General features: G+C 64.7%; 16 protein-coding genes. 12 read left to right on the top strand and 4 right to left on the bottom strand.

Translation table 11 applies throughout. From position 1 onward, the window contains the following. The first annotated feature begins 325 nt into the window (after nt 1-325). Nucleotides 326-2,587, top strand: a complete 2,262-nt coding sequence (locus tag SKZ59_RS08620; RefSeq protein WP_219328874.1) for a putative bifunctional diguanylate cyclase/phosphodiesterase — start codon at nt 326-328, stop codon at nt 2,585-2,587. Nucleotides 2,588-2,654: 67 nt separating this feature from the next. On the opposite strand, the gene SKZ59_RS08615 is transcribed toward SKZ59_RS08620, so the two are convergent. Next, nucleotides 2,655-3,101 (bottom strand): CBS domain-containing protein, encoded by a 447-nt coding sequence (locus SKZ59_RS08615; protein ID WP_010398828.1) that lies wholly within the window; start codon nt 3,099-3,101, stop codon nt 2,655-2,657. Nucleotides 3,102-3,229: 128 nt separating this feature from the next. After that, entirely contained in the window at nt 3,230-3,853 is a 624-nt protein-coding gene (locus tag SKZ59_RS08610; RefSeq protein ID WP_072453371.1) for a 2OG-Fe(II) oxygenase, read from the bottom strand. Between the two features lie 285 nt (nt 3,854-4,138). Between SKZ59_RS08610 and SKZ59_RS08605 the strand changes: the two genes are divergently transcribed. From SKZ59_RS08605 to SKZ59_RS08590, 4 genes are read left to right on the top strand one after another with little or no spacing between them, the layout of a single operon-like run. After that, complete coding sequence (locus SKZ59_RS08605) at nt 4,139-5,449, top strand: O-acetylhomoserine aminocarboxypropyltransferase (RefSeq protein WP_219328876.1); 1,311 nt, start codon at nt 4,139-4,141, stop codon at nt 5,447-5,449. 1 nt (nt 5,450) lies between these two features. Next, on the top strand, nt 5,451-6,263 hold the full coding sequence (locus SKZ59_RS08600) for an alpha/beta hydrolase (protein WP_319991408.1): 813 nt from the start codon (nt 5,451-5,453) through the stop codon (nt 6,261-6,263). A gap of 25 nt (nt 6,264-6,288) precedes the next feature. Further along, the gene (locus tag SKZ59_RS08595; protein WP_319991407.1) at nt 6,289-7,680 is read left to right on the top strand and encodes a PoNe immunity protein domain-containing protein; all 1,392 of its coding nucleotides are present in this window, start codon (nt 6,289-6,291) and stop codon (nt 7,678-7,680) included. A gap of 26 nt (nt 7,681-7,706) precedes the next feature. Beyond that, on the top strand, nt 7,707-9,707 hold the full coding sequence (locus tag SKZ59_RS08590; RefSeq protein ID WP_319991406.1) for a WG repeat-containing protein: 2,001 nt from the start codon (nt 7,707-7,709) through the stop codon (nt 9,705-9,707). A 22-nt stretch (nt 9,708-9,729) separates the two neighbouring features. Here SKZ59_RS08590 and SKZ59_RS08585 read toward each other — a convergent pair whose 3' ends face one another. Beyond that, on the bottom strand, nt 9,730-11,127 hold the full coding sequence (locus SKZ59_RS08585; RefSeq protein WP_319991405.1) for an esterase-like activity of phytase family protein: 1,398 nt from the start codon (nt 11,125-11,127) through the stop codon (nt 9,730-9,732). Nucleotides 11,128-11,249: 122 nt separating this feature from the next. Then, nucleotides 11,250-12,626: a YihY family inner membrane protein gene (locus SKZ59_RS08580; RefSeq protein ID WP_319991404.1), complete on the bottom strand. Its 1,377-nt coding sequence runs from the start codon at nt 12,624-12,626 to the stop codon at nt 11,250-11,252. Nucleotides 12,627-12,693: 67 nt separating this feature from the next. On the opposite strand from SKZ59_RS08580, the gene wrbA reads away from it, so the two are divergent. Genes wrbA through SKZ59_RS08545 form a run of 7 tightly spaced genes read left to right on the top strand, consistent with a single transcriptional unit; the run spans nt 12,694 to nt 21,101 of the window. After that, nucleotides 12,694-13,302, top strand: coding sequence for an NAD(P)H:quinone oxidoreductase (wrbA, locus tag SKZ59_RS08575; RefSeq protein ID WP_072454110.1), 609 nt, complete (start codon nt 12,694-12,696; stop codon nt 13,300-13,302). Continuing rightward, nucleotides 13,302-13,712 (top strand): DUF2069 domain-containing protein, encoded by a 411-nt coding sequence (locus tag SKZ59_RS08570; RefSeq protein WP_070302812.1) that lies wholly within the window; start codon nt 13,302-13,304, stop codon nt 13,710-13,712. The genes wrbA and SKZ59_RS08570 overlap by 1 nt, the downstream gene beginning before the upstream one ends. Continuing rightward, complete coding sequence (locus tag SKZ59_RS08565; RefSeq protein WP_319991403.1) at nt 13,709-15,124, top strand: FAD-binding oxidoreductase; 1,416 nt, start codon at nt 13,709-13,711, stop codon at nt 15,122-15,124. Before SKZ59_RS08570 ends, SKZ59_RS08565 begins: the two co-directional genes overlap by 4 nt. Then, nucleotides 15,121-15,549: a DUF4124 domain-containing protein gene (locus SKZ59_RS08560; RefSeq protein WP_319991402.1), complete on the top strand. Its 429-nt coding sequence runs from the start codon at nt 15,121-15,123 to the stop codon at nt 15,547-15,549. Before SKZ59_RS08565 ends, SKZ59_RS08560 begins: the two co-directional genes overlap by 4 nt. Then, nucleotides 15,537-18,128, top strand: coding sequence for an FtsX-like permease family protein (locus SKZ59_RS08555; RefSeq protein ID WP_319991401.1), 2,592 nt, complete (start codon nt 15,537-15,539; stop codon nt 18,126-18,128). Before SKZ59_RS08560 ends, SKZ59_RS08555 begins: the two co-directional genes overlap by 13 nt. Next, complete coding sequence (locus SKZ59_RS08550) at nt 18,128-19,204, top strand: carotenoid 1,2-hydratase (protein ID WP_319991400.1); 1,077 nt, start codon at nt 18,128-18,130, stop codon at nt 19,202-19,204. Before SKZ59_RS08555 ends, SKZ59_RS08550 begins: the two co-directional genes overlap by 1 nt. Nucleotides 19,205-19,238: 34 nt before the next feature. Then, entirely contained in the window at nt 19,239-21,101 is a 1,863-nt protein-coding gene (locus SKZ59_RS08545; RefSeq protein ID WP_070302738.1) for an ABC transporter transmembrane domain-containing protein, read from the top strand.

Raw genomic sequence — 21,101 nt, 5'->3', positions numbered from 1 at the left:
CCAAATCGCCATTTTTTAATCCCGTGTATTTTTTCACACAAAAACACCAAATATGAGTTGCAATAATGCAAAACAAGAAATATTGCTCCACAGAATAGATTTAAAAAAACATTTTGCTTATTAAATAGCTATATACTTGGATCAAAGCGCGCCACACAATACTGGTTATCAAACCGATTTGGATTGCGCCGAGAGCACGTCACAAATGCCCAGGGCTAGGCGCGTTGCCGAAGACAGTACGCAAGTACGGTGAGACAACGCAACAACGCCATGGGCTTTTGCGACGCGCTCGTATAAACATCGAGTCATCCTGGAGAAGCTATACATGCCCGCACCGATCATCCCCCTTGACGCCAACAAGGACGATCACGACGACCTGGTATTCCTCGATGAGCAACCGGCTGCGCCCCTGACGGCCGCACCGCGCAGCGTCTGGCGGGTGATGATCATCGACGACGATGAAGACGTCCACTCCACCACCACTTTCGCCCTCGGCAACCTGGAAATGCAGCACCGCCCGCTGGAATTCGTGCATGCGTATTCAGCCGGCCAGGCGCGCGAACTGCTCAGGCATGAAGACGACATCGCCGTCATCCTGCTCGACGTGGTGATGGAACAGGATGACGCGGGCCTGCACCTGGTGCGCTACATCCGCGAAACCCTGAAAATGACGGACGTGCGCATCATCCTGCGCACGGGCCAGCCAGGCTATGCGCCGGAAATCGACGCCATCCGCGATTTCGACATCAACGACTACAAGACCAAGTCCGAACTGACGCGCATCAAGCTGTTTACGACGGTGACGGCGGCCATCCGCTCGTACGAGCAGATCCGTTCGATCAACAGCAGCCGGCGCGGCCTGGACCGTATCGTCCACGCCAGCACGCAGCTGATGGCGCTGCACGGCGTGCAGAATTTCTCGGCCGGCGTGCTGGCGCAGATCGCCGACCTGCTGGGCATCCGCGCCGACGGCGTGCTGTGCGTGCAGGACTTGCAGGACAATGGCAGCAAGGAGCTGCTCGTCTCGGCCTGCACGGGCAGCTTTTCCAGCCTGCCGCACAGCGCCCTGTGCGGCTTGCAAAACCCCCGCGTCATGGCCGCCATCGAGCACACGCTGGCGCAGCGGCGCAATGTGTACGCGCACGACTACGCCACCCTGTACTTCGCGGGCAAGGCCAGCCGCGATGCGGCCGCCTACCTGGTGCTGCCACGCCCTCTTTCCGCCATCGATGAAAGCCTGCTGGAAGTCTTCTGCAGCAACGTTGCCGTGGGCCTGGACAACGTCGAGCTGGTGTCGCACCTGCACAATGCCGCCTTCTACGACCAGTTGTCGAAGCTGCCCAACCGCACGCGCCTGGTGGAAATCCTCGACGCCACCTTGTCCGGCCCCGCGCGCGACGACGCCACCTTGTCGCTGGTCGACCTCGACCACTTTGCCGAGACCAACGACGCGCTGGGCCACCAGTTCGGCGACACCCTGCTGATCGCCGTGGCGGGCCGCTTGCAAACCCAGCTGGGCCCCCAGCTGACGGTGGCGCGCCTGGGCGGCGACATCTTTTGCGTGCTGGGCGACTCGTCGCAAGTCAACCCGAACAAGATCCTGGCCCTGTTCCAGCCGCCGTTCTGCATCGATGGGCAAGACGTGCAGCTGTCGGCCACCCTGGGCCTCGTGCGGCTCGGTGAACATACGGGCACGGGCGCCGATGCGCTCAAGGATGCCGATATCGCCCTGAAGCGGGCAAAAAGCCAGCAGCGTGCCGGCCACTTCTATTTCTCGCGCAGCATGGGCATCGAAATCCGCGAACGGGTGCGCATGATGCACGCGCTGCGCACGGCTTTCAGCCAGGACCAGCTGTTTGTCGTGTACCAGCCGCAGATCGACCTGACGACGCGCCGCCCCGTGGGCGCCGAAGCGCTGCTGCGCTGGCAAACGCCGGACGGCAAGTTCATCTCGCCCGACCGTTTCATCCCGATCGCCGAATATTCGGGCATCATCATCGACCTCGGCGAATGGGTGCTGCGCACGGCCTGCCGCGAACTGGTGCTGTTGCGCGAGCAGGGCCACCGCAACTTCGTCATGTCCGTCAACGTGTCACAAGTACAGTTCCGCCACCCGCTGTTCCTGGAAATGCTGCGCGCGGCGCTCGAAGAGACGCAGGCGCCGCCCGAATTCATCGAGCTGGAAATCACGGAATCGATGGCCATGGAAGAGCCGGACCTGCTGATCAAGATGCTGTGGCAGATCAAGCAGACGGGCGTGAGCATCGCCATCGACGACTTCGGCACGGGCTTTTCGTCGCTGTCCTATTTGCAGCGCCTGCAGGTCGACCGCTTGAAAATCGACCGTGCGTTTGTGACGGAAATCACCGGTTCCGCGCGCGGCAGCAGCATCGCCGAGATGGTCATCCAGCTGGGCCGCAACCTGGGCCTGGCCGTGATCGCGGAAGGCGTGGAAGACGAGCGGCAAGCGCAAATCTTGCAGGCGCTGGGCTGCCCGATGGCGCAAGGCTTTCTGTTCGCCCGCCCCATGACGGCCACGGCGCTGGGCACCTGGCTGAACAACGAGGCGCTGCAGGGTGCGGCGTAGGCGCCACCCTGGATAGCCAATGCAAAACGCCGGCAGTTGCCGGCGTTGTTTTTACTGGATGGTGGTATCAGTCCGTCGTTTCGGCCGGCCAGTCGCGGATATACGCTTTGAGCATCTGGTTTTCAAAGCTTTGCGCTTCGAGCACGGCGCGCGCCACGTCGTAGAAAGAGATGACGCCCAGCAGGGTCTTGGCGTTCATGACGGGCAGGTAGCGCGCATGTTTTTCCAGCATGATGCGGCGCACTTCGTTCACTTCCGTGTCGGGGGTGACGGTGATCGGGTGGTCATCCATGTGCTTGCGCACGGTGCCGCCGCCGATCTGGCCCGCGTTTTCATGCAGCGCGTTCAACACTTCGCGGAAGGTCAGCATGCCGACCAGGTCGCCAAATTCCATGACCACCAGCGAACCGATGTCTTTTTCAGCCATGGTATTGGCCGCGTCAAGCAGGGGCTGGTCAGGCGTGACCGTGTAGAGAATATTGCCCTTGACTTGGAGAATTTCAGATACTTTCATATTGGCCGTCCTGTCCGCGTGATTGGTATTTTAGTTATTCTAGCCCTTACTGCGACTGTAGCCTATGCCTGCGGAAAAATCCAGCCTTGCGCGCAATCAAATCGAGGGGGATTGCGCGCCACCTTCCATCACGCGCGGCGGCGGAACCACCCTGCGATGGAGAGGCGCTGGCGCGCCGTCGGCAGCACTTCGTGCAGCATCTCGCCCGACATGAACATGGCCATGCGGCCCGCTTGCGGCAGGATGTCCACCACGGGCGCGCCTTGCGGGTGCAGACGCAGCGCGCCGCCGTGCTCGGGCAGCCAGTCGTCGTTCAGGTACAGCACGACGGACACGGTGCGCTTGTCGTCATCGCGGAAACGGTCAAGATGGGCCCGGTAAAAGGCGCCCGGCGCGTACAGCGCGAAATGGCTTTCGTATTCTTCCAGCCCCAGGAACAGCTCGCGGTTGAGCATGCAGCGCAGCGTTTCCATGTGTGCCAGGTAGCGGTCGCACGCCTCGGAACGGCCTATTTCCAGCCATTCGATATGGTCGCCGCGGATATCGGGCTGCAGCAGCGGCGCATGGCCGCTGCCCACGCCGGCACCCTTCATCTTGCCGCTGAGCATGGATTGCACGCATTCGGCGGCCAGCTGGCGGCTCAGTTCAGGCGAGATAAAATGCTCTTGCATGAGCCAGCCTGCCTGGCACAGGCCGTCGACGATAGAGAGTCCGGGAACGGCAAGGGAGCCGTCGAACGATATTGCGGGCATAAAATCTTTCCTGGTGGACTTGCGATGAGAGTTCGCCTGAAGCCCAGGAATTCGCTGGCACCTAGCCGCCTTCCCTGCGGCGCGGCGCACGCGCACAGGTCAAACAGCCCGAATATCACTGATCCGGTATCCTACCACCGCCCTGCCTTGCCGGTCACTTTTTTTACACTTCAGGTTACACGCCCTGCCCGCCAGCACGGCGCCATGCGCCCTGCACAGGAGCCCTTTTGCTCCGCTGCAAATCAGGTTACGATCTTGCCACTATAAAAACTTGGCGGAGACACCATGAGCGGCCCGAAATACCCCGGTTTCGATACTTTATCCCTGCATGCGGGCGCCGCGCCCGATCCGGCCACGGGCGCACGCGCCACGCCCATCCATTTCACGTCCTCGTTTGCCTTCAAGAGTTCGGAACATGCGGCTTCGCTATTCAACATGGAGCGGGCCGGCCACGTCTACTCGCGCATCTCGAATCCCACGAACGCCGTGCTGGAAGAGCGCATCGCCGCGCTTGAAGGCGGCGTGGCCGGCATCGCCACGGCCAGCGGCCAGGCCGCCATGCACCTGGGCCTGTCCACCATCGCCGGCGCCGGTTCGCACATCGTTGCCTCGCGCGCCCTGTACGGCGGCTCGCACAACCTGCTGGCCTACACACTGAAACGCTTCGGCATCGAGACGACCTTTGTCGACCCGCGCGACGTGGACTCTTGGCGCGCCGCCATCCGCCCGAATACCAAGATACTGTTCGCGGAAACCCTGGGCAATCCAGGTCTCGACGTGCTGGACATCCCCCGGATTGCCGCCCTGGCGCACGAACACCACTTGCCGCTGATGCTCGATTCGACATTTACCACGCCGTATCTGCTGCGCCCTTTCGAGCATGGCGCCGACCTGGTGTTCCACTCGGCCACCAAATTCCTGTGCGGGCACGGCACGGCCATCGGCGGCTTGCTCGTCGATGGCGGCACCTTTGACTGGCAAACGGCGTACGACAAGACGGGCCGTTTCGCCGAACTGTGCGAACCGTATGAAGGCTTCCACGGCATGGTCTTCGCCGAGGAATCGACGGTGGCACCGTTCGCCCTGCGCGCGCGGCGCGAAGGCTTGCGCGATTTCGGCGCCGTCATGAGCCCGCACAATGCCTTCGCCATCCTGCAGGGCATCGAAACCCTGGGCCTGCGCATGGACCGCCACGTGGCCAACACGCGCAAGGTGATCGATTTCCTGCTGGCCAATCCGGCCGTGGAATCCGTGTCCTATCCGGAGCTGCCGTCACACCCCGATTACGAACTGGCGAAAACCCTGCTGCCGAAAGGCGCGGGCGGCGTGTTCACGTTCCGCCTGCGCGGCGACCGTGCGGCCGGCCAGCGCTTTGTTGACAGCCTGAAGATCTTCTCGCACCTGGCCAATGTGGGCGACGCCAAGTCGCTCGTCATCCATCCCGCCTCCACCACGCACTTCCGCGTGCCCGACGACCAGCTGGCCCAGGCGGGCATCACGCAGGGCACCATGCGCTTGTCCGTGGGACTGGAAGACGCGGACGATTTGATCGAAGACCTGGCCCGTGGCCTGAAACTGTCGCAGAAAGGCGCCTGAAATGCTGTTCACCATCGATAATACCGTCGCCTACTGCTACACGGGTGGCAAGGCTTTTAACCCACACCAGCCCACGGCCGTCTTCATCCACGGCGCGCAGAACGACCACTCCGTGTGGGCGCTGCAAACGCGCTATTTTGCCCACCACGGGTTGAACGTGCTGGCCGTCGACTTGCCGGGCCACGGGCGCAGCCTGGGCGCGGCGAAAAGCAGCGTTGAAGAGCTGGCGCGCTGGATCCTGGCCGTGCTGGACGCTGCCGGCGCGGCCAAGGCCATGCTGATCGGCCACAGCATGGGTTCACTGATCGCGCTGGAAGCGGCGCACCTGGCGCCCGATCGGGTCGGCCACCTGGCCATGCTGGGCTCCACCTATCCGATGAAGGTCTCGCCGGCGCTGCTGGAAACGTCATTGAACGACGAACAGGCGGCCATCGACATGGTCAATATCTGGTCGCACTCGTCGATCGCGCAAAAGCCGTCGTTCCCCGGCCCCGGCTTCTATGCCATGGGCGGCGCGCGGCGCCTGAAACAGCGCATCGCCGCCCTCAACCCCGATCACGTGTTTCATACGGATTTTTATGCATGCAATGCCTACGCGAACGGCGAAATCGCCGCCGCTTCGGTACACTGCCCCACTTTATTCATTTTCGGCGCGCGCGACATGATGACGCCGCCCAAATCGACCCGGCTGCTGACCACGTCAATAGCGCATGGCACCGTGGTGCAAGTCGACAGCGGGCACGAATTGATGGCCGAGCAGCCCGACGCCGTGCTCGACGCACTGTTTGCGTTTGCGCAAACGGCAGCGGCATGAACGCTTTTTTTTAGGATAGATGCACATGTTGTTGAATACCCTGTTCGATGAATTGACTGGCCGCGGCAGCGGCACGGAAGCGGCGCGGCACGAACGCTACAACTGGCTGGAACAGCTGCGCTGCGCCAACCCGCAAGCGGACGAAAACGGCCCCATGGCGGGCATCCCCGGCCACCACTGGTACCGGCTGCCGCAGGCGCTGGCCGTGGCAGGCCAGCAAACGGACCTCCTGGTCGGCACCCTGAACGCGCAATACCTGGTCTTCGCGGGCCGCCACGCGGCGGCATTCGCGGCCGAACTGGGACTGCAATACGACGCCAACAACCGCATCGACCGCCCCGGTGGCATCGATGAACTGCTCGACGCCTATGAAGAACAGGCCGACGGCCGCTGGACCACCTTGCCGAATGAACCGCCAGCGCCACCGCTGGCCGGCTGGGACGATGTGTACTTCCGCGTGCGCGACCTCAGTGACGGCAAGGCCATCCAGAGCGTAACCACCATCGCCTACGAAAGCAGCCGCTTTCCCGGCTACACCTTGCTGGGCACGACCCTGGTAGGCGCGGGCGCCATCGCGCACGACGACGAGACGGCGCAATATTTGCAACAGGTCTTCGCCGACTGGGCCATCCAGCGCGACTGCGCCGACGCCTGCCCGGTTTCGTCCACGCCCTGGCCTTGCACGCCGCGCCAGACGCCGCCCGCACCGTTCGATTTTTTCCGCAACCTCGCCTACCTCGACGCCCTGCTGGCCGCCTACGCACGCGCGCAGACGCAGGCGGAAAACGACGGCGGCGACGCGGCCTACTGGGCATGCGCGGCCGCCAGCACGGCTTACCAGGTATTCTCGTTGCGCTACACGGCAGGCTTGCCCTTGCCGGAAGTGGAGCCAGCGCTGGAAGCGGCCGTCGCTGCCTGCGAGACGGCGCGCGCGGCCCTGGCTGCGGCCTACGATGACGATACCTTGCCCGCCTTCGACTTCGAACAGTTGACCGATTACGCGCGCACCCTGCAGCTGCTGGGCGCGACCCTGCTGTTCGGCCGCCGCGACCTGGCCATGCGCCTGGCCGCCCTGCAAACGGCCTTCGATGGCGAAGACGGCGTGTACGAAGCGCTGCTGTCCGCTGTCGATCCCCAGCGTCCCGCCATCGACGAGTGGTATTTCGCCGAGCCTTATACCGCCCTGTACGACTGCCTGGACGCAGAAGACCCTGCGCAGCAGCTCGATCACTTGCGGCACTACCTGGCCAGCTGGCACGGTGCGCTGGTCCACGAAGACTGGTTCAACGGCCATTTGCGCGCGCAGGGACTGGGCGGCTACTACGGCCTGTGGGCCTTCGAGGCAGCCGCTGCGGCCAAGCAGCTGGGCCTAGAGCGCGGCGCGCTGGCGCACTGGCTCATGCCGCCATCGCCCTGATCCCTCAACATTTTTAACGAAGAGACATGATCAATACCGCAGCACTGTTCAACACCGCCTTTTTACCCGGCCAGGCCGGCTTCGATACCGATGCAATCACGGGCCTGGCCGAATGGCGGCTGGACATCCCCATGCTGTTCAAGCTGCTCGTCGGCGCCGGCACGCAAGCTGTCGCCTGGCCCATCTACGGCGATGGCGAAGACTGCCCCTGCGTACTGGCCGCGCCGATGGCGCAGGCGCAGGCCAGCTGGCACGCCTTATCCGCCCTGATGGACAGGCCGCGCGACGCGGCCGCCATCGTCGCGCGCGGCGCCATCAGCGCCCTGCTGGCCAGCGGCCAGCCGTGGCTGATCCTCGATGGCGTGCAGCTGATCGCGCACGATATCGGCACGCCGGACTACGCGGCCGGACTCGACGCCCTGCGCGCCGAAGCGCAAATGCTGCACTCCGCCCTGCTGCGCGGCGACCGGGACGCGCTGGCGCCGTTGCTGACCATCGGCGCCGCATCGCCGGCCACCGGCTACTGGTCGGCCACGGCCAGCGCGCAGCTGGCCGATGTCGAGGAACTGGGCGCGGACGAACTGCCGTTCCTGCAAGGCCTGGAAGTGGTGGGCTGGGAAGAAGACGCGCTATGCTATGAAGTGAGCACCGCCGGCGAACCGGACGTCACCAGCCTGGTCACGCCGTATGGCCGCTGGATCGTGCCGCTGTCGCAGCGCTATGTGGACCTGGGCGTTTATTATGCGGACGATGGCTGGATCACCTTTGCCACGGCGGACGCGCCCGACGCGCACGGCGTCATGGACTTGAATGGCACGCTGGTGCTGCCGCCCGCCCCCGGTGCCCTGTACGTGATCGGCCCCCACCTGCTGCAGAGAATCGATCCGGACGGCGCCAGCCGCCTGCTGCGCCTGCCCGACGGCGCGCTGCTCATCGACAGAGTGGATAACATATGCCTGCGCGAAGATGGCTTGATCGACATCAAGCGCCAGACAGACCAGGCTGACGATGACAACAAACGCAATGTGTATGGCGTGGTCGACAAGATGGGCAAGGTCGTGGTGCCGCCAGCCTACAGCTCCGTGCAGGATTTCGGCACGAAGAAAAAGATCGCCATCGTCAGCCAGCGCATCGACGGGCGCTTCCTGTTTGGCCTGGTGAATAGCCTGGGCGAACTGCTGGCGCCGTGCCAGTACGAAGCCATCGATTGCGCCACCACCTCGTCACCACCGAAGCTGCGCAAGAACCGGATCTTCGCCATCGATGCGCAAGGCCTCGCCTGCATGCTGACCCTCGATGGAAAACCGGCTTTCACGCCCCTGTATCCGCCCGCCCACCATCTGCGCGGCGTGGCCGTGCAAAGCGACTTTTTATATGTCGTCAAGGATGGCATGGCCTGGAGCATGGATTTCACGGGCCAGCTGCTCGAGCAGTTCGACACCGTGGAGAACTTCAAGGCCAACATCACAGCGCAGCTCAGCGAGGCCATGGGATTGGGCAAGAAAAAGCCCGCCAAGCGCCGCAGCTTCACGCCCGCGCAAATCCTGGCCAAGGCCGACCGCGGGCAATTGCGCAGCATGGCCGCCCTGCTCTTACAAGGCGATGCGGACCTGGCCGCGCGCTGCGTGGACATGACCCTGGAAGCGCTGGCGGAGGACGACCCGGAAGAGGAATACGAAGGCGACTCGCCCGAAGCGGCCTGCTTTTTCCTTCTGTGGTCCACGGCCGCCGATACGCTGGGCCACGGCACCACCCTGGACTGGAAATCGGTCGAACAGATCGCCCTCATCGGCCAGCATATCGGCCTGCCCGCGCTGCGGGACTTCCGCTGGGCGGACCAGCAAGACGGCGACGCCATGGCCGAGGGACTGGCCGCCATTGCCTCCCACCTGGCGCCGCACCAGCTGCGCCTCGTGAACATGCAGGGCGGCGAGGATACGTATTATCTGGGCGTGGTGCGGGCGCAGGATGCGGAAGCGTTCAAGGCAGTGGCGCTGCAGGCGGCCTTGCGGCCGGTCCTGCTATGAGCGGATTGCCGGCACGTTGTCTTTATTTGGCGGAACGATCAAATATCGCCTTGTCAAAACGCAGGGTAATGACTTCGGTGTCGTCCGGTTTGCCTGGCTTGCGGCCGTCTTCACCCGGGTAGTTCGTGTCGATTGCCACGACCAGCGTCTGGGCGTCGAGTACTTCGACGCTCTCCACCGAGTCGAAAGGCATGCTGAACTTACCCACGGGCATATTGCTCGCCTGCCCGCCTGTGCCTTTGGGGTCGGAGATGTTCAGCAGGTCCACCAACAGCGTTTTCTTGAGCGCGCCGTCAGCGTCTTTTTCTTTCAAGTCCACCAGGTACAGGCGCTTGATCACGGCCTTGGCGCCCCAGAAGCCATCGCGTTCGATCAGCACGAACTTGCTGCCGCCGACATTGGTCATATCGCCGATCACGACGCCATTGTCCTTGACCGCACCATCCTTGCGGTACACGAGGTTCTTGCCCGTGTAGCGCATGGTGCCGGGGTCGAACTCGAAGATGTTCAGGTAGCGCTCATCGGCTGCGACGGGCCGCAGCGACGGGTCGCTTGGCGCCGCTTCCGGCACCGCGTAGAGCAGGCTGCGGTCGGCGTTGTAGGCCAGGCTTTCGAAGCCGCGGCTGCCTGACAAGGTGATGCTGGCGCCCTTGCCCAGCACTTCCGGATTGGCCGGGCTGCGCAGGAAAGGATGGGGAACCGGGTCGCCCATCAGCGTGCCGTTTTTGTCGAAGTGCAGGATATAGGGGCCGAATTCCTCGCCCACGAAGTAAGTACCGTCGGCAGCGCGCGCGAGCGACTCGATGTCGAAATCAAAACCGGTCAGCAAGCGGCCAGCGCGAATGCGCGCATCCACGGCGATACCGCTGTCGGCAAAGACCAGGCCGCCGGTGGTGTTGCTGGGGTAGTTGACGTAGTCGGCCGTGATTTTCAGATCGACGTCCTTGCCATCGTTTAAAAAACCCTTGGCGTCGTTGAAGGCCAGGAAGCTGTTGAGCTTGATGCTGCCAGGCGTCTTGCTGGCGTCAGCGGCCGTGCGGAAGTTGATGCTGGCGTTATACAGGCCGAGCACGAAATCGGCCGAATTGCCCTTGGCGCCATAGCCATTGTCGGCCATGGCAGTCCAGCTGCCGTCGTCATTCCTGAGCAGCGCGGAAAAGCCGGGAATCGGCACGCCACTGGCAAACGGCGGGGTGACGCCCAGCACTGCGGCTGTGAACTGTCCCGTAACCGGCCCTGGCCAGCGCGCCGTATCAGGCAGCGCTGCCCAGCCGGCAAGCTGGTGCGGCAGGCCTTCCCCGTCCTTGGGCACCGCATCAGGAGCGGCAGAGGAACTGCCGCCGCAGGCAGCGAGCACGCCGCTGACCACCACGATGGCCAGGCCGCGGCACACATTCAAACCGCTCAAATGACAACGCATATTTGCTTCCTCAACAAGATGAATGAAGAGGAAAGCTTACCGGCCTTCGGTGACCAGTTTATGACATGCTCGCCCTATCGTGCGGGGCATAGGCCGGCAAGGAAGCACGCGGCCGGGGCCCGTCACGCGCAGCGCACCTCCCCAAAATGCTGCGCCAGACTCAAGCCCAAGCCCTGCTCCACGGCGTTTTCCACCTGCGCCGCCAGCGCGGCCGCTTCTTCGGCCGCCTTGATGTCGCGTTCATTCGTGGAACCGGCCGGATAGCCGGAGTTCACGCGCATGCCGCCGAAGACGAATAAACGATAGACATCGGCCAGGCTGATGCGGTTGACGTTGCCCAGCAAGACCCAGTGGTCGGAACTGTCGGCCACGCGCTTGCCCCATTGCACGCGCACGGCGCCATCCACGTTGACTCGTCCCACCCAGCCCTGCTGCACCATCTTGTCGAGCAGGGTTTCCATCTCTTCGAAACCCAGGCGCGTGCTGCGGCGGATGTCGGCCGCGCCCACCAGGGCCGAATCGGCGCAGTGGCAAGCCTGGTGCAGCACTTTCAGGATGGCGACGGCGTCGACGAATTCGCTGCCCGGCGCCGCTTCGTACCACCAGCGCTCATATTTCACGACGGGCAAGGCGGCCACCAGCAAGGCGCCCACCAGGGTAATCATCCAGCTCAGGTATATCCACACGAGGAACAGCGGCAAGGCGGCCAGCGCGCCGTAGATGCGCGAATACGTGGGGAATTCCTGGATGAATTCGCCGAAACCCCGCTTGGCCACCTCGAACGCCAGTGCGGCCAGCAAGCCGCCCCAGGCCGCGTCACGCCAGTCCACGTCGCGGTTCGGCACGGCGATGTAGAGCAGGGTAAACGCCAGCATGGTCAGGCCAATCGATACCAGCGTATAAAACACGGCGCCGATGAAAGGCACGGCGCCCACCACGCCGCTGGTGGCCATGAAGAGGCGCGAGGTCACCGTCAGCGACACGCCCACCAGCAGCGGTCCCAGGGTGACGATGGCCCAGTAAACCAGTAGACGCTTGGTCCAGCGGCGCTCCTGGCGCACGCGCCAGATCCGGTTGAAGACGCGCTCGATCAAGCCCATCATGCCCACCGACGTGACGATCAGGGCGCCCGCGCCGATGGCCGACAGGCGCGTGGCCTTCGAGGCGAACGTGGTCAGATAATCGAGGATGGTGTTCGATATCCCCTTGGGCATGACGCTTTGCACGAAATAATCTTCCAGCGCGTGGCGGAAGGTATTAAACAGGGGGAACGTGGTGAAGATCGCCAGGGCCAGGGTGAGCAGCGGCACCAGCGCGAACACGGTGGCGAACGTCAGGCTGCCGGCCACTTGCGGCAGGCTTTCCTCGCGCACGCGGCGGCGCGCGAACTGCAGCAGGTCGCGCGTTTCGGACCACGTCAGGCCGCGCACAATGTCGGCACCGATGTGCAGGGTGCGCCACAGGTATTGAAAGAACGGGAATATATATTTTGAAAACATGTGCAAAATCAGAACGGCGCCATGACAGCAGTCGTATCAGGCTGTAAAGCGCCCTATAATACCAATGATGAAGCCAACCAATCTGATTATTCTCGTATTGTTTTATTCACGCCATGGCGCCACGCGCCAGTTGGCCGAGCTGATAGCCCAGGGAGTGGAAAGCGTGCCCGGTTGCGATGCGCGCCTGCGCACCGTGCCCGCCGTCTCGACGGTGGCTGAAGCGACGGCACCCGAAGTGCCGCCTGATGGCGCTCCTTATGTGGAACTGGACGACTTGCAGGAATGCGCGGGCCTGGCCCTGGGCTCGCCCACGCGCTTCGGCAACATGGCCGCCGCCATGAAGTACTTCTGGGATGGCACGGCCAGCGACTGGCTGGCCGGCAGCCTGTCCGGCAAGCCCGCCTGCGTATTCACGTCCACGGGCAGCCTGCACGGCGGCCAGGAATCGACCCTGCTGTCGATGATGATCCCCCTCTTCCACCATGGCATGCTGGTCATGGGCCTGCCCTACACGCATCCCGAACTGATGACGACGTCCACCGGCGGCTCGCCGTATGGCGCCACGCACTGGTCGGGCATCGACGGCGACAAGGCCCTGAGCGACGATGAAAAGCGGTTGGCCATCGCCCTGGGCCGGCGCCTGGCGGAAACCGCCGCGAAACTGGCAGGCGCATGATGCACGGCGTACTGCACAAGTATTTTCACTGGGGCGCCATCGCCAGCCTCGTCACCCTGATCGTCTGGTGCGTGCTGTGGGAAACCGTCGTCGCCCCGCTGCAGCCGGGCGGCTCCTGGGTCGTCCTGAAGGCCGCGCCCCTGCTCATCCCACTGTACGGCGTCATCAAGCGCGACGTCTATACCCTGCAATGGTCGTCGATGGTGATCCTGCTGTACTTCACGGAAGGCGTGGTGCGCGGCTACAGCGACACGAACGCCACCTCGGCCCTGATGGCCTGGGGCGAAGCGGTTATCGTCTGCATCTATTTTGTCTGCGCCGTGCTGTATCTGCGCCCGTATAAAAAGGCGGCCAAGCGCATGGCCAAAGAGCTGCTGGAAAAAGTGAATAAAGTGAGCATCAAGAAATGACTGACCAAACAGATTTCCTCGCCGCCTGCCGCGACCTGCTGGGCGACACTTATGTACTCACCAACGACGCCGACACGGCCCCCTTCCTTACCGACTGGCGCGACCGGTTTACGGGCAAGGCCCTGGCCGTGCTGCGCCCCGCCACGGTGGAACAGGTGGCGGGCGTGCTGCGCGCCTGCGCGCAATGGCAGGTGCCCGTCGTGCCGCAGGGCGGCAATACGGGCCTGGTGCTGGGCAGCATTCCGGACGCCGCCGGCACGGCCGTCGTGCTGTCGCTGGCGCGCCTGAACAGCATCCGCGCACTCGATCCCGTCAACCGCACCATCACGGTCGATGCGGGCTGCATTTTGCAAACCATCCAGGAAGCGGCCAGCGCCGCCGGCTGCCTGTTCCCCCTGTCGCTGGCGGCCGAAGGCAGTTGCACCATCGGGGGGAATTTGGCGACGAACGCGGGCGGCACGGCCGTGCTGCGTTACGGGAATACGCGCGAGCTGTGCCTGGGCCTGGAAGTGGTCACGCCGCAGGGCGAGATCTGGAGCGGCTTGCGCGGCCTGCGCAAGGACAATACCGGCTACGATCTGCGCGACCTGTACATCGGCGCCGAGGGTACCTTGGGCGTCATCACGGGCGCGGTCATGAAGTTGTATCCACAGCCGAAAGCCTGCATCACGGCGCTGGCCGCCATGCCTTCGCCCGCCCACGCCCTGCGTTTATTAAGCCTGATGCAGGACCATTGCGGCGCCAGCCTGACGGGCTTTGAACTGATGTCGCAATACTGTTTGCAACTGGTGGCGGAACAGTTCCCGCAACTGCCGCGGCCTTTTGCGGAGCAGCATGGCCAGTACGTGCTGCTGGAATTATCGAGCAGCCAGTCCGAGGCGCACGCAGTGGAACTGCTGGAAGCGAGCATCGGCGCGGCACTGGAAGACGAATTGATAGCCGACGCCGTCGTCGCCAGCTCCGTGGCGCAGTCCGAGGGACTATGGCAGCTGCGTGAACACATCCCGCTGGCGCAGGCGCAGGCGGGCAAGAACATCAAGCACGATATCTCGCTGCCGATTTCCTGCATCGCCGACTTCATCAGCGTCACGGATGCGGCCCTGGCAACGGCCTTCCCCGGCTGCCAGCTCGTGTGCTTTGGCCACCTGGGCGACGGCAACCTGCACTACAACGTGGCGCCGCCTGCCGGCATGACGGACCGCGACTTCCTGGCCAACCAGGATGCGATCAACCGCATCGTGCATGACCAGGTCCACGGCTTTGGCGGCTCGATTTCGGCCGAACACGGCATCGGCGCGCTGAAGAAAGACGACCTGGCCCGCTACAAGTCGCCGCTGGAGCTGCAGCTGATGCGCGCTGTCAAACAGGCGCTGGACCCGCAGAACATCATGAATCCGGGGAAGATATTGTGAAATCGCCGTCCCTCCTGCTATATGCCATGGTCTTGCTGGCCGGCTCCGCCGGTGCGCAGGACGTCTACAAATGCGTGCAGGATGGCCAGACCAGTTACAGCGCCACGCCCTGCACGGGTGGGCAATTGCAGATACTGGAAGTCCCCTCGCCTCCGCCCGCCGTCGACAAGGGTGCGGCCACGCGCCAGGAACGGGTGGCCAGTCAGTTGGAGGCGGCACGCAAGAAGCAGGAAAATCTGGCTGACCAGGCGCGCGAACGGGCCGCCAAGCAGAAGGAAACGCGCGACAAGCATTGCGCGCAGCTGCGTCTGGAACAGAAATGGGCGGCACAGGACGCCGTCGGTGCGGGCGATAAAACCCGCGACGCGGCGCAATTGAAAGCGCGGCGCGCCGGTGAACGCCTGGCCGTCGAATGCCTGAATTGAGTGCGCCGCTGGCCAGCCCGGCGACGACGCGCCTGCTGTCGCGCTGGCTGCTGCTGGGCGAATGGCGCTTTCACCCCGTGCGCGCCCTCGTCGCCATCTTGGCCATCGCCATCGGCGTGTCGCTGGGCTTTGCCATCCACCTGATCAACGCGGCGGCCTTCAATGAATTTTCCACGGCCGTCAAAAGCCTGTCCGGCCAGGCCGACGTCCAGGTGGCCGGGCGCGAAGCGTTGTTCGACGAAAGCATCTACCCGCAACTGGCGCAGCGCGACGGCGTGGCCGTGGCCTCGCCCGTGCTGGAACTGCAAGCCGGCGTGGCCGGCAAGAAGGACGGCGGCCCGCTGCACATCCTGGCGCTCGACGTCTTCCGCGCCGGCTTCATCTCACCCGATCTGATCGGCGCGCCGGCCGAAGGCCAGCCTTTCGACACCCTGGCCGACGACGCCGTCTTCTTATCGCCGGCCGCCTTGCGCTGGCTGGCCGTGGCCGAGGGCGGCCAGGTCGCCCTGCAATCGGGCACGGGCACGGTGTCCCTGCGCGTGGCCGGTTCGCTGCAGCGCGCGCGCGCCGGCCAGCGCATCGCCGTGATGGATATCGGCGCGGCGCAGTGGCGCTTCAACAAGCTGGGCAAGCTGTCGCGCATCGACTTGAAACTACGCCAGGGCGTGAACCGCGACGCCTTCCAGGCGGACCTGGCGCGCACGCTGGAAGCGCAGTATCCGGGGCGTTTCCAGGTGGGCCAGCCCAATGACGAAAACCAGAATAGCCGCAACAATAACCTGAGCCGCGCCTACCGCGTCAACCTGACGGTGCTGGCCCTCGTCGCCCTGTTTACGGGCGCCTTTTTGGTCTTTTCCACGCAGGCCCTGTCCGTCATCCGCCGCCGCGGCCAGTTCGCGCTGCTGCGCGTGCTGGGCATGGAGCGGGGCCAGTTGCTGCGCCAGGTGCTGCTGGAAGGCGCCAGCCTCGGCGTCGTCGGTGCGGCTCTCGGCATCGCCGGCGGTTACGCCATGGCCGCCGTGGCCCTGCGCTTTTTCGGCGGCGACCTGGGCGCCGGCTATTTCGCGGGCGTGCAGCCGCAGGTGCAGTTCACGCCCGTCGCCGCCTTCGTCTACTTCGCCCTGGGCCTCGGCGTCGCCTTGCTGGGCTGCGCCGCGCCCGCGCTGGAAGCGGCCCGCGCCGCGCCCGCCATCGCCCTGAAATCGGGCAGCGAGGAAGTCGTAACGACGCGCCTGGCAAAAACCTGGCCGGCGCTGGCCTGTTTGCTGCTGGCCGGCGCCTTGACGTTCCTGCCGCCCGTGTTCGAGCTGCCCCTGTTCGGCTACCTGTCCATCGCGCTGCTGCTGATCGGCGCCATCGCCCTGATGCCGCAACTGGCCGCCGTCGTCTTCCGTTTCCTGCAACGCACCTGGCTGCGCACGGAAACGAGCAAACATGCGCCCGTGCGCAGCCTGACCCTGGCGCGCCTGGCGAACGCCTCGGGCCAGGCAGGCATCGCCCTCGGCGGCGTGCTGTCGAGCTTTAGCCTGATGGTGGCGATGGCCATCATGGTGTCGAGTTTCCGCGTCTCCGTCGATGACTGGCTGCTGCAGATCTTGCCCGCCGACGTGTATGCGCGCACGGCCGCCAGCGGCGGCACGGCAGGCTTGAACCCGCGCGAACAGGCGAGTATCACCGCCTTGCCCGAAGTGGCCAGGGTGGATTTCCAGCGCGTGCGCTCGCTGTCGCTGGCGCCAGACCGGCCGAACGTGGCGCTGCTGGCGCGCCCCATCAATTTGCAAGACCCGGGCAAGAGCATGGTGCTGGTGGGCGACACCCTGCCCGTGCCCAATGGCGCGAAACCCGTGTGGCTGTCCGAAGCGGCGGCCGACCTGTATAACGTCAAGCCTGGCCAGCAGATCGCCCTGCCGCTGGCGGGCGGCTTGCACCAGTTCTTTGTTGCCGGCATCTGGCGCGACTATGCGCGCTCGTCCGGCGCCATCCAGATGCCGTTGGACGACTATCGCGCGCTGACCGGCGACAATGACGTGAGCGATGCGGCCCTGTGGCTGGCCAAGGACGCCACGGGCGACGCGTTGCAACAGCGCCTGAAAGCGCTGCCGTTCGGCGCCAGCCTGGAAGTGTCCAATCCTTCGGCCATCCGCGCCCTGAGCCTGCAGATTTTCGACCGCAGCTTCGCCGTCACGTATCTGCTGGAAGCCATCGCCATCGTCATCGGCCTGTTCGGCGTGGCCGCCACGTTCTCCGCGCAGACCCTGGCGCGCGCGCGCGAATTCGGCATGCTGCGCCATGTGGGTGTGACACGCGGCCAGATCTTGTCCATCCTGGCGCTCGAAGGCGGCGCGCTGACGGCGCTGGGCATCGCCACCGGTTTTGTCCTGGGCCTGTTGATCAGCTTTGTGCTCGTCTTCATCGTCAATCCCCAATCGTTCCACTGGACCATGCAGCTGCACCTGCCGTGGCCCCTGATCGCCACGGTGGCCGGCGCTCTGCTGACGGCGGCCGCCGCCACGGCGCTGATCGCGGGCCGCCAGGCGCTGTCCGCTGGCCCCATCCGCGCCGTCAGGGAGGACTGGTAATGCGCCATCTCGCCATCTTGTTGCTTGCGCTGGCCTTGCCTGCGTTGGCCGCGCCACCCGCCTTCGCCCCCGTCACGCCGCTGCCGGCCGGCCAGACCCTGCGCCTGCCGCACGACTTCGGCGCCCATCCCGCCTATAAAACGGAATGGTGGTATGCCACGGGCTGGGTAAAAACCGCCGGTGGCGAACAACTGGGCTACCAGGTGACCTTCTTTCGCAGCGCCACGGCCACGGACGCGGACAACCCCAGCGCGTTTGCGCCCAAGCAGCTGATCATCGGCCATGCGGCCCTGTCCGACCCGAAGGTGGGCAAGCTGCTGCACGACGAGAAAAGCGCACGCGAGGGCTTCGGCCTGGCCTACGCCAAGGTGGGCGACACGGACGTGAAGCTCGACGATTGGCGCATGCAGCGGCAAAAAGACGGCAGCTACCGGGTCAGCCTGGCCGCGCGCGAATTCAACTTGCAGCTGACCCTTTCCCCCAGCCAGCCCGTGCTGCTGCAGGGCGAGAACGGTTACTCGCGCAAGGGCGCGCGGCCCGCGCAATCGAGTTACTACTACAGCGAGCCGCAGCTGAGTACCACAGGCACGATCGCGCGCGCGGGCGGCAAGCCGGAAGCCGTGACGGGCACCACCTGGCTCGACCACGAGTGGTCAAGCCAGGTGCTTGACGCGGACGCCAGCGGCTGGAACTGGATAGGCGCCAACCTCGATGACGGCGGCGCCCTGATGGCCTTCCAGATCCGCAGCAAGACAGGTGCTAAACTATGGGCGCACGCGACATGGCGCGATGCGTCCGGTAAGATGACGCAGTTCGCGCCCGGCGACGTCGATTTCACGCCCACGCAGCTGTGGCGTTCGCCCCGCACGCAAGCCGAATACCCGGTCGCCACCGAGATCCGCACTGGTGCCACGCGCTGGCACATCAAGCCGCTGCAAGCGGACCAGGAACTCGATTCGCGCCGCTCGACGGGGGCCGTGTACTGGGAAGGCGCCGTGACGGTGGAGCGCGACGGCCAGCCGGTGGGCCGCGCCTACCTGGAGATGACGGGCTATGTCCAGCCGATGAAGTTATAAGCACTACCGAATATGTAAATCAAAGCGAAAAACAATGACAACCAGCACAGAAACAGGCAGCACCAGTTCAACAACCGCCGCAAGCACCGCACCCACGCCCGACACCGGCACCAGCCGCGAACTGAAAAAAGGCAGCCTGGCCGCGTTCAAGGGTTTGATGCCTTTCCTGACGCCGTATCGCAAGCAGTTCTTCCTGGCCGGTATCGCGCTGGTGGTGGCCGCCGCCTCGACCCTGGCCATCCCTGCCGCTTTCAAGCAGATGATCGACCTCGGTTTCGGCGGCGCGGCCGGCTCGAGCAGCATCCAGCACGTCGACCTGGTCTTCCTCGCCCTGTTCGGCGTGGCGTCCATCCTGGCGCTGGCCACGGCCGCGCGCTTCTACACGGTGTCGTGGCTGGGTGAACGGGTCACGGCCGACATCCGCAGCGCCGTGTACCGCCACGTGGTCACGCAAAGCCCCGCCTTCTTTGAAACGACGCAGACGGGCGAAGTCCTGTCGCGCATCACCACCGACACGACCCTGATCCAGGCCGTCGTCGGCACCAGCATCTCGATGGCGCTGCGCAATGTGCTGCTGTTCCTCGGCGGCCTGGTGATGCTGTTCGTCACCAGCGCCAAGCTGGCGGGCATCATCATCGGCCTGCTGATCCTCGTCGTCGTGCCCATCATCGTCTTTGGCCGCCGCGTGCGCAAGCTGTCGCGCGACTCGCAGGACCGCATCGCCGACGCGTCGGCCATGGCCGGCGAAATCCTCAACGCCATGCCCACCGTGCAGGCATTCACGCACGAGAAAATCGAATCGAAGCGCTTCGGCGACTCCGTCGAAGGCGCCTTCATGACAGCCATGCGCCGCATCCGCGCCCGCGCCCTGCTCACCATGATCGCCATCCTGCTCGTCTTCGGCACCATCGTGTTCGTGCTGTGGCTGGGCGCGCGCGCCGTGCTGGAAGGCTCGATGACGGGCGGAGATTTGGGCCAGTTCATCCTGTACGCCTCCATCGTGGCCGGCGCCATCGGCGCCCTGTCCGAGGTGATGGGCGAAGCCCAGCGCGCGGCCGGCGCCACCGAGCGCCTGCTGGAACTGATGGCCGTCAAATCGGAAATCGAATCCCCGGTCACGCCGCTGCCGCTGCCCGCGCGCGCCGCCACCGGCGCCGCGCTGTCGCTCGACGACGTGATGTTCTCGTACCCGTCGCGTCCCGATACCCACGCGCTCAATCACGTCAGCCTCGACATCCGCGCTGGCGAAACGGTGGCCGTCGTCGGCCCGTCCGGCGCCGGCAAGACCACGCTGTTCCAGCTGTTCCTGCGCTTTTATGACCCGCAAAGCGGCAGCATCCGCCTCGATGGCGTCGATATCAAGCAGCTGGACCTGCACACCCTGCGCGACGCCATCGGCATCGTGCCGCAGGATACCGTGATCTTCTCGGCCGACGCCATGGAAAACATCCGCTATGGCCGCGCCGGCGCCAGCGACGCGGAAGTGATCGCGGCCGCAAAAATGGCGGCCGCCCACGAATTCATCGAGCGCCTGCCGAACGGCTACAAATCGTTCCTCGGCGAACGGGGCGTGCGCCTGTCCGGCGGCCAGCGCCAGCGCATCGCCATCGCCCGCGCCCTGCTGAAAAACCCGCCGCTGCTGCTGCTTGACGAAGCGACCAGCGCGCTGGATGCGGAATCGGAACGCCTGGTGCAAAAGGCGCTGGAAGCGGCGATGGTGGGACGCACCACGGTCATCATCGCGCACCGCCTGGCCACCGTCCAGCGGGCCGACCGCATCATCGTCATGGAAGACGGCAAGATCGTCGAGACAGGCACGCACGCGTCACTGGTCGCATTGGGTGGCATCTATGCGAATCTGGCGGCCCTGCAATTCCATCACGTACAACTCAATTAA

Source organism: Janthinobacterium sp. GMG2 (genome assembly GCF_033949445.1).
Classification (GTDB): domain Bacteria; phylum Pseudomonadota; class Gammaproteobacteria; order Burkholderiales; family Burkholderiaceae_D; genus Janthinobacterium; species Janthinobacterium aestuarii.
The sequence above is the reverse complement of the archived record's forward strand: the minus strand, read 5'-3'. Positions and strand labels throughout refer to the sequence as shown.

Excerpts from the sequence above, each read along its gene's own strand:
- SKZ59_RS08585 (WP_319991405.1), bottom strand. The coding sequence starts at position 11,127 with ATGCGTTGTCATTTGAGCGGTTTGAATGTGTGCCGCGGCCTGGCCATC.
- SKZ59_RS08610 (WP_072453371.1), bottom strand. The coding sequence starts at position 3,853 with ATGCCCGCAATATCGTTCGACGGCTCCCTTGCCGTTCCCGGACTCTCT.
- SKZ59_RS08580 (WP_319991404.1), bottom strand. The coding sequence starts at position 12,626 with ATGTTTTCAAAATATATATTCCCGTTCTTTCAATACCTGTGGCGCACC.
- SKZ59_RS08615 (WP_010398828.1), bottom strand. The coding sequence starts at position 3,101 with ATGAAAGTATCTGAAATTCTCCAAGTCAAGGGCAATATTCTCTACACG.
- wrbA (WP_072454110.1), top strand. The coding sequence starts at position 12,694 with ATGAAGCCAACCAATCTGATTATTCTCGTATTGTTTTATTCACGCCAT.
- SKZ59_RS08620 (WP_219328874.1), top strand. The coding sequence starts at position 326 with ATGCCCGCACCGATCATCCCCCTTGACGCCAACAAGGACGATCACGAC.
- SKZ59_RS08555 (WP_319991401.1), top strand. The coding sequence starts at position 15,537 with ATGCCTGAATTGAGTGCGCCGCTGGCCAGCCCGGCGACGACGCGCCTG.
- SKZ59_RS08545 (WP_070302738.1), top strand. The coding sequence starts at position 19,239 with ATGACAACCAGCACAGAAACAGGCAGCACCAGTTCAACAACCGCCGCA.
- SKZ59_RS08570 (WP_070302812.1), top strand. The coding sequence starts at position 13,302 with ATGCACGGCGTACTGCACAAGTATTTTCACTGGGGCGCCATCGCCAGC.
- SKZ59_RS08600 (WP_319991408.1), top strand. The coding sequence starts at position 5,451 with ATGCTGTTCACCATCGATAATACCGTCGCCTACTGCTACACGGGTGGC.
- SKZ59_RS08550 (WP_319991400.1), top strand. The coding sequence starts at position 18,128 with ATGCGCCATCTCGCCATCTTGTTGCTTGCGCTGGCCTTGCCTGCGTTG.
- SKZ59_RS08565 (WP_319991403.1), top strand. The coding sequence starts at position 13,709 with ATGACTGACCAAACAGATTTCCTCGCCGCCTGCCGCGACCTGCTGGGC.
- SKZ59_RS08605 (WP_219328876.1), top strand. The coding sequence starts at position 4,139 with ATGAGCGGCCCGAAATACCCCGGTTTCGATACTTTATCCCTGCATGCG.
- SKZ59_RS08595 (WP_319991407.1), top strand. The coding sequence starts at position 6,289 with ATGTTGTTGAATACCCTGTTCGATGAATTGACTGGCCGCGGCAGCGGC.
- SKZ59_RS08590 (WP_319991406.1), top strand. The coding sequence starts at position 7,707 with ATGATCAATACCGCAGCACTGTTCAACACCGCCTTTTTACCCGGCCAG.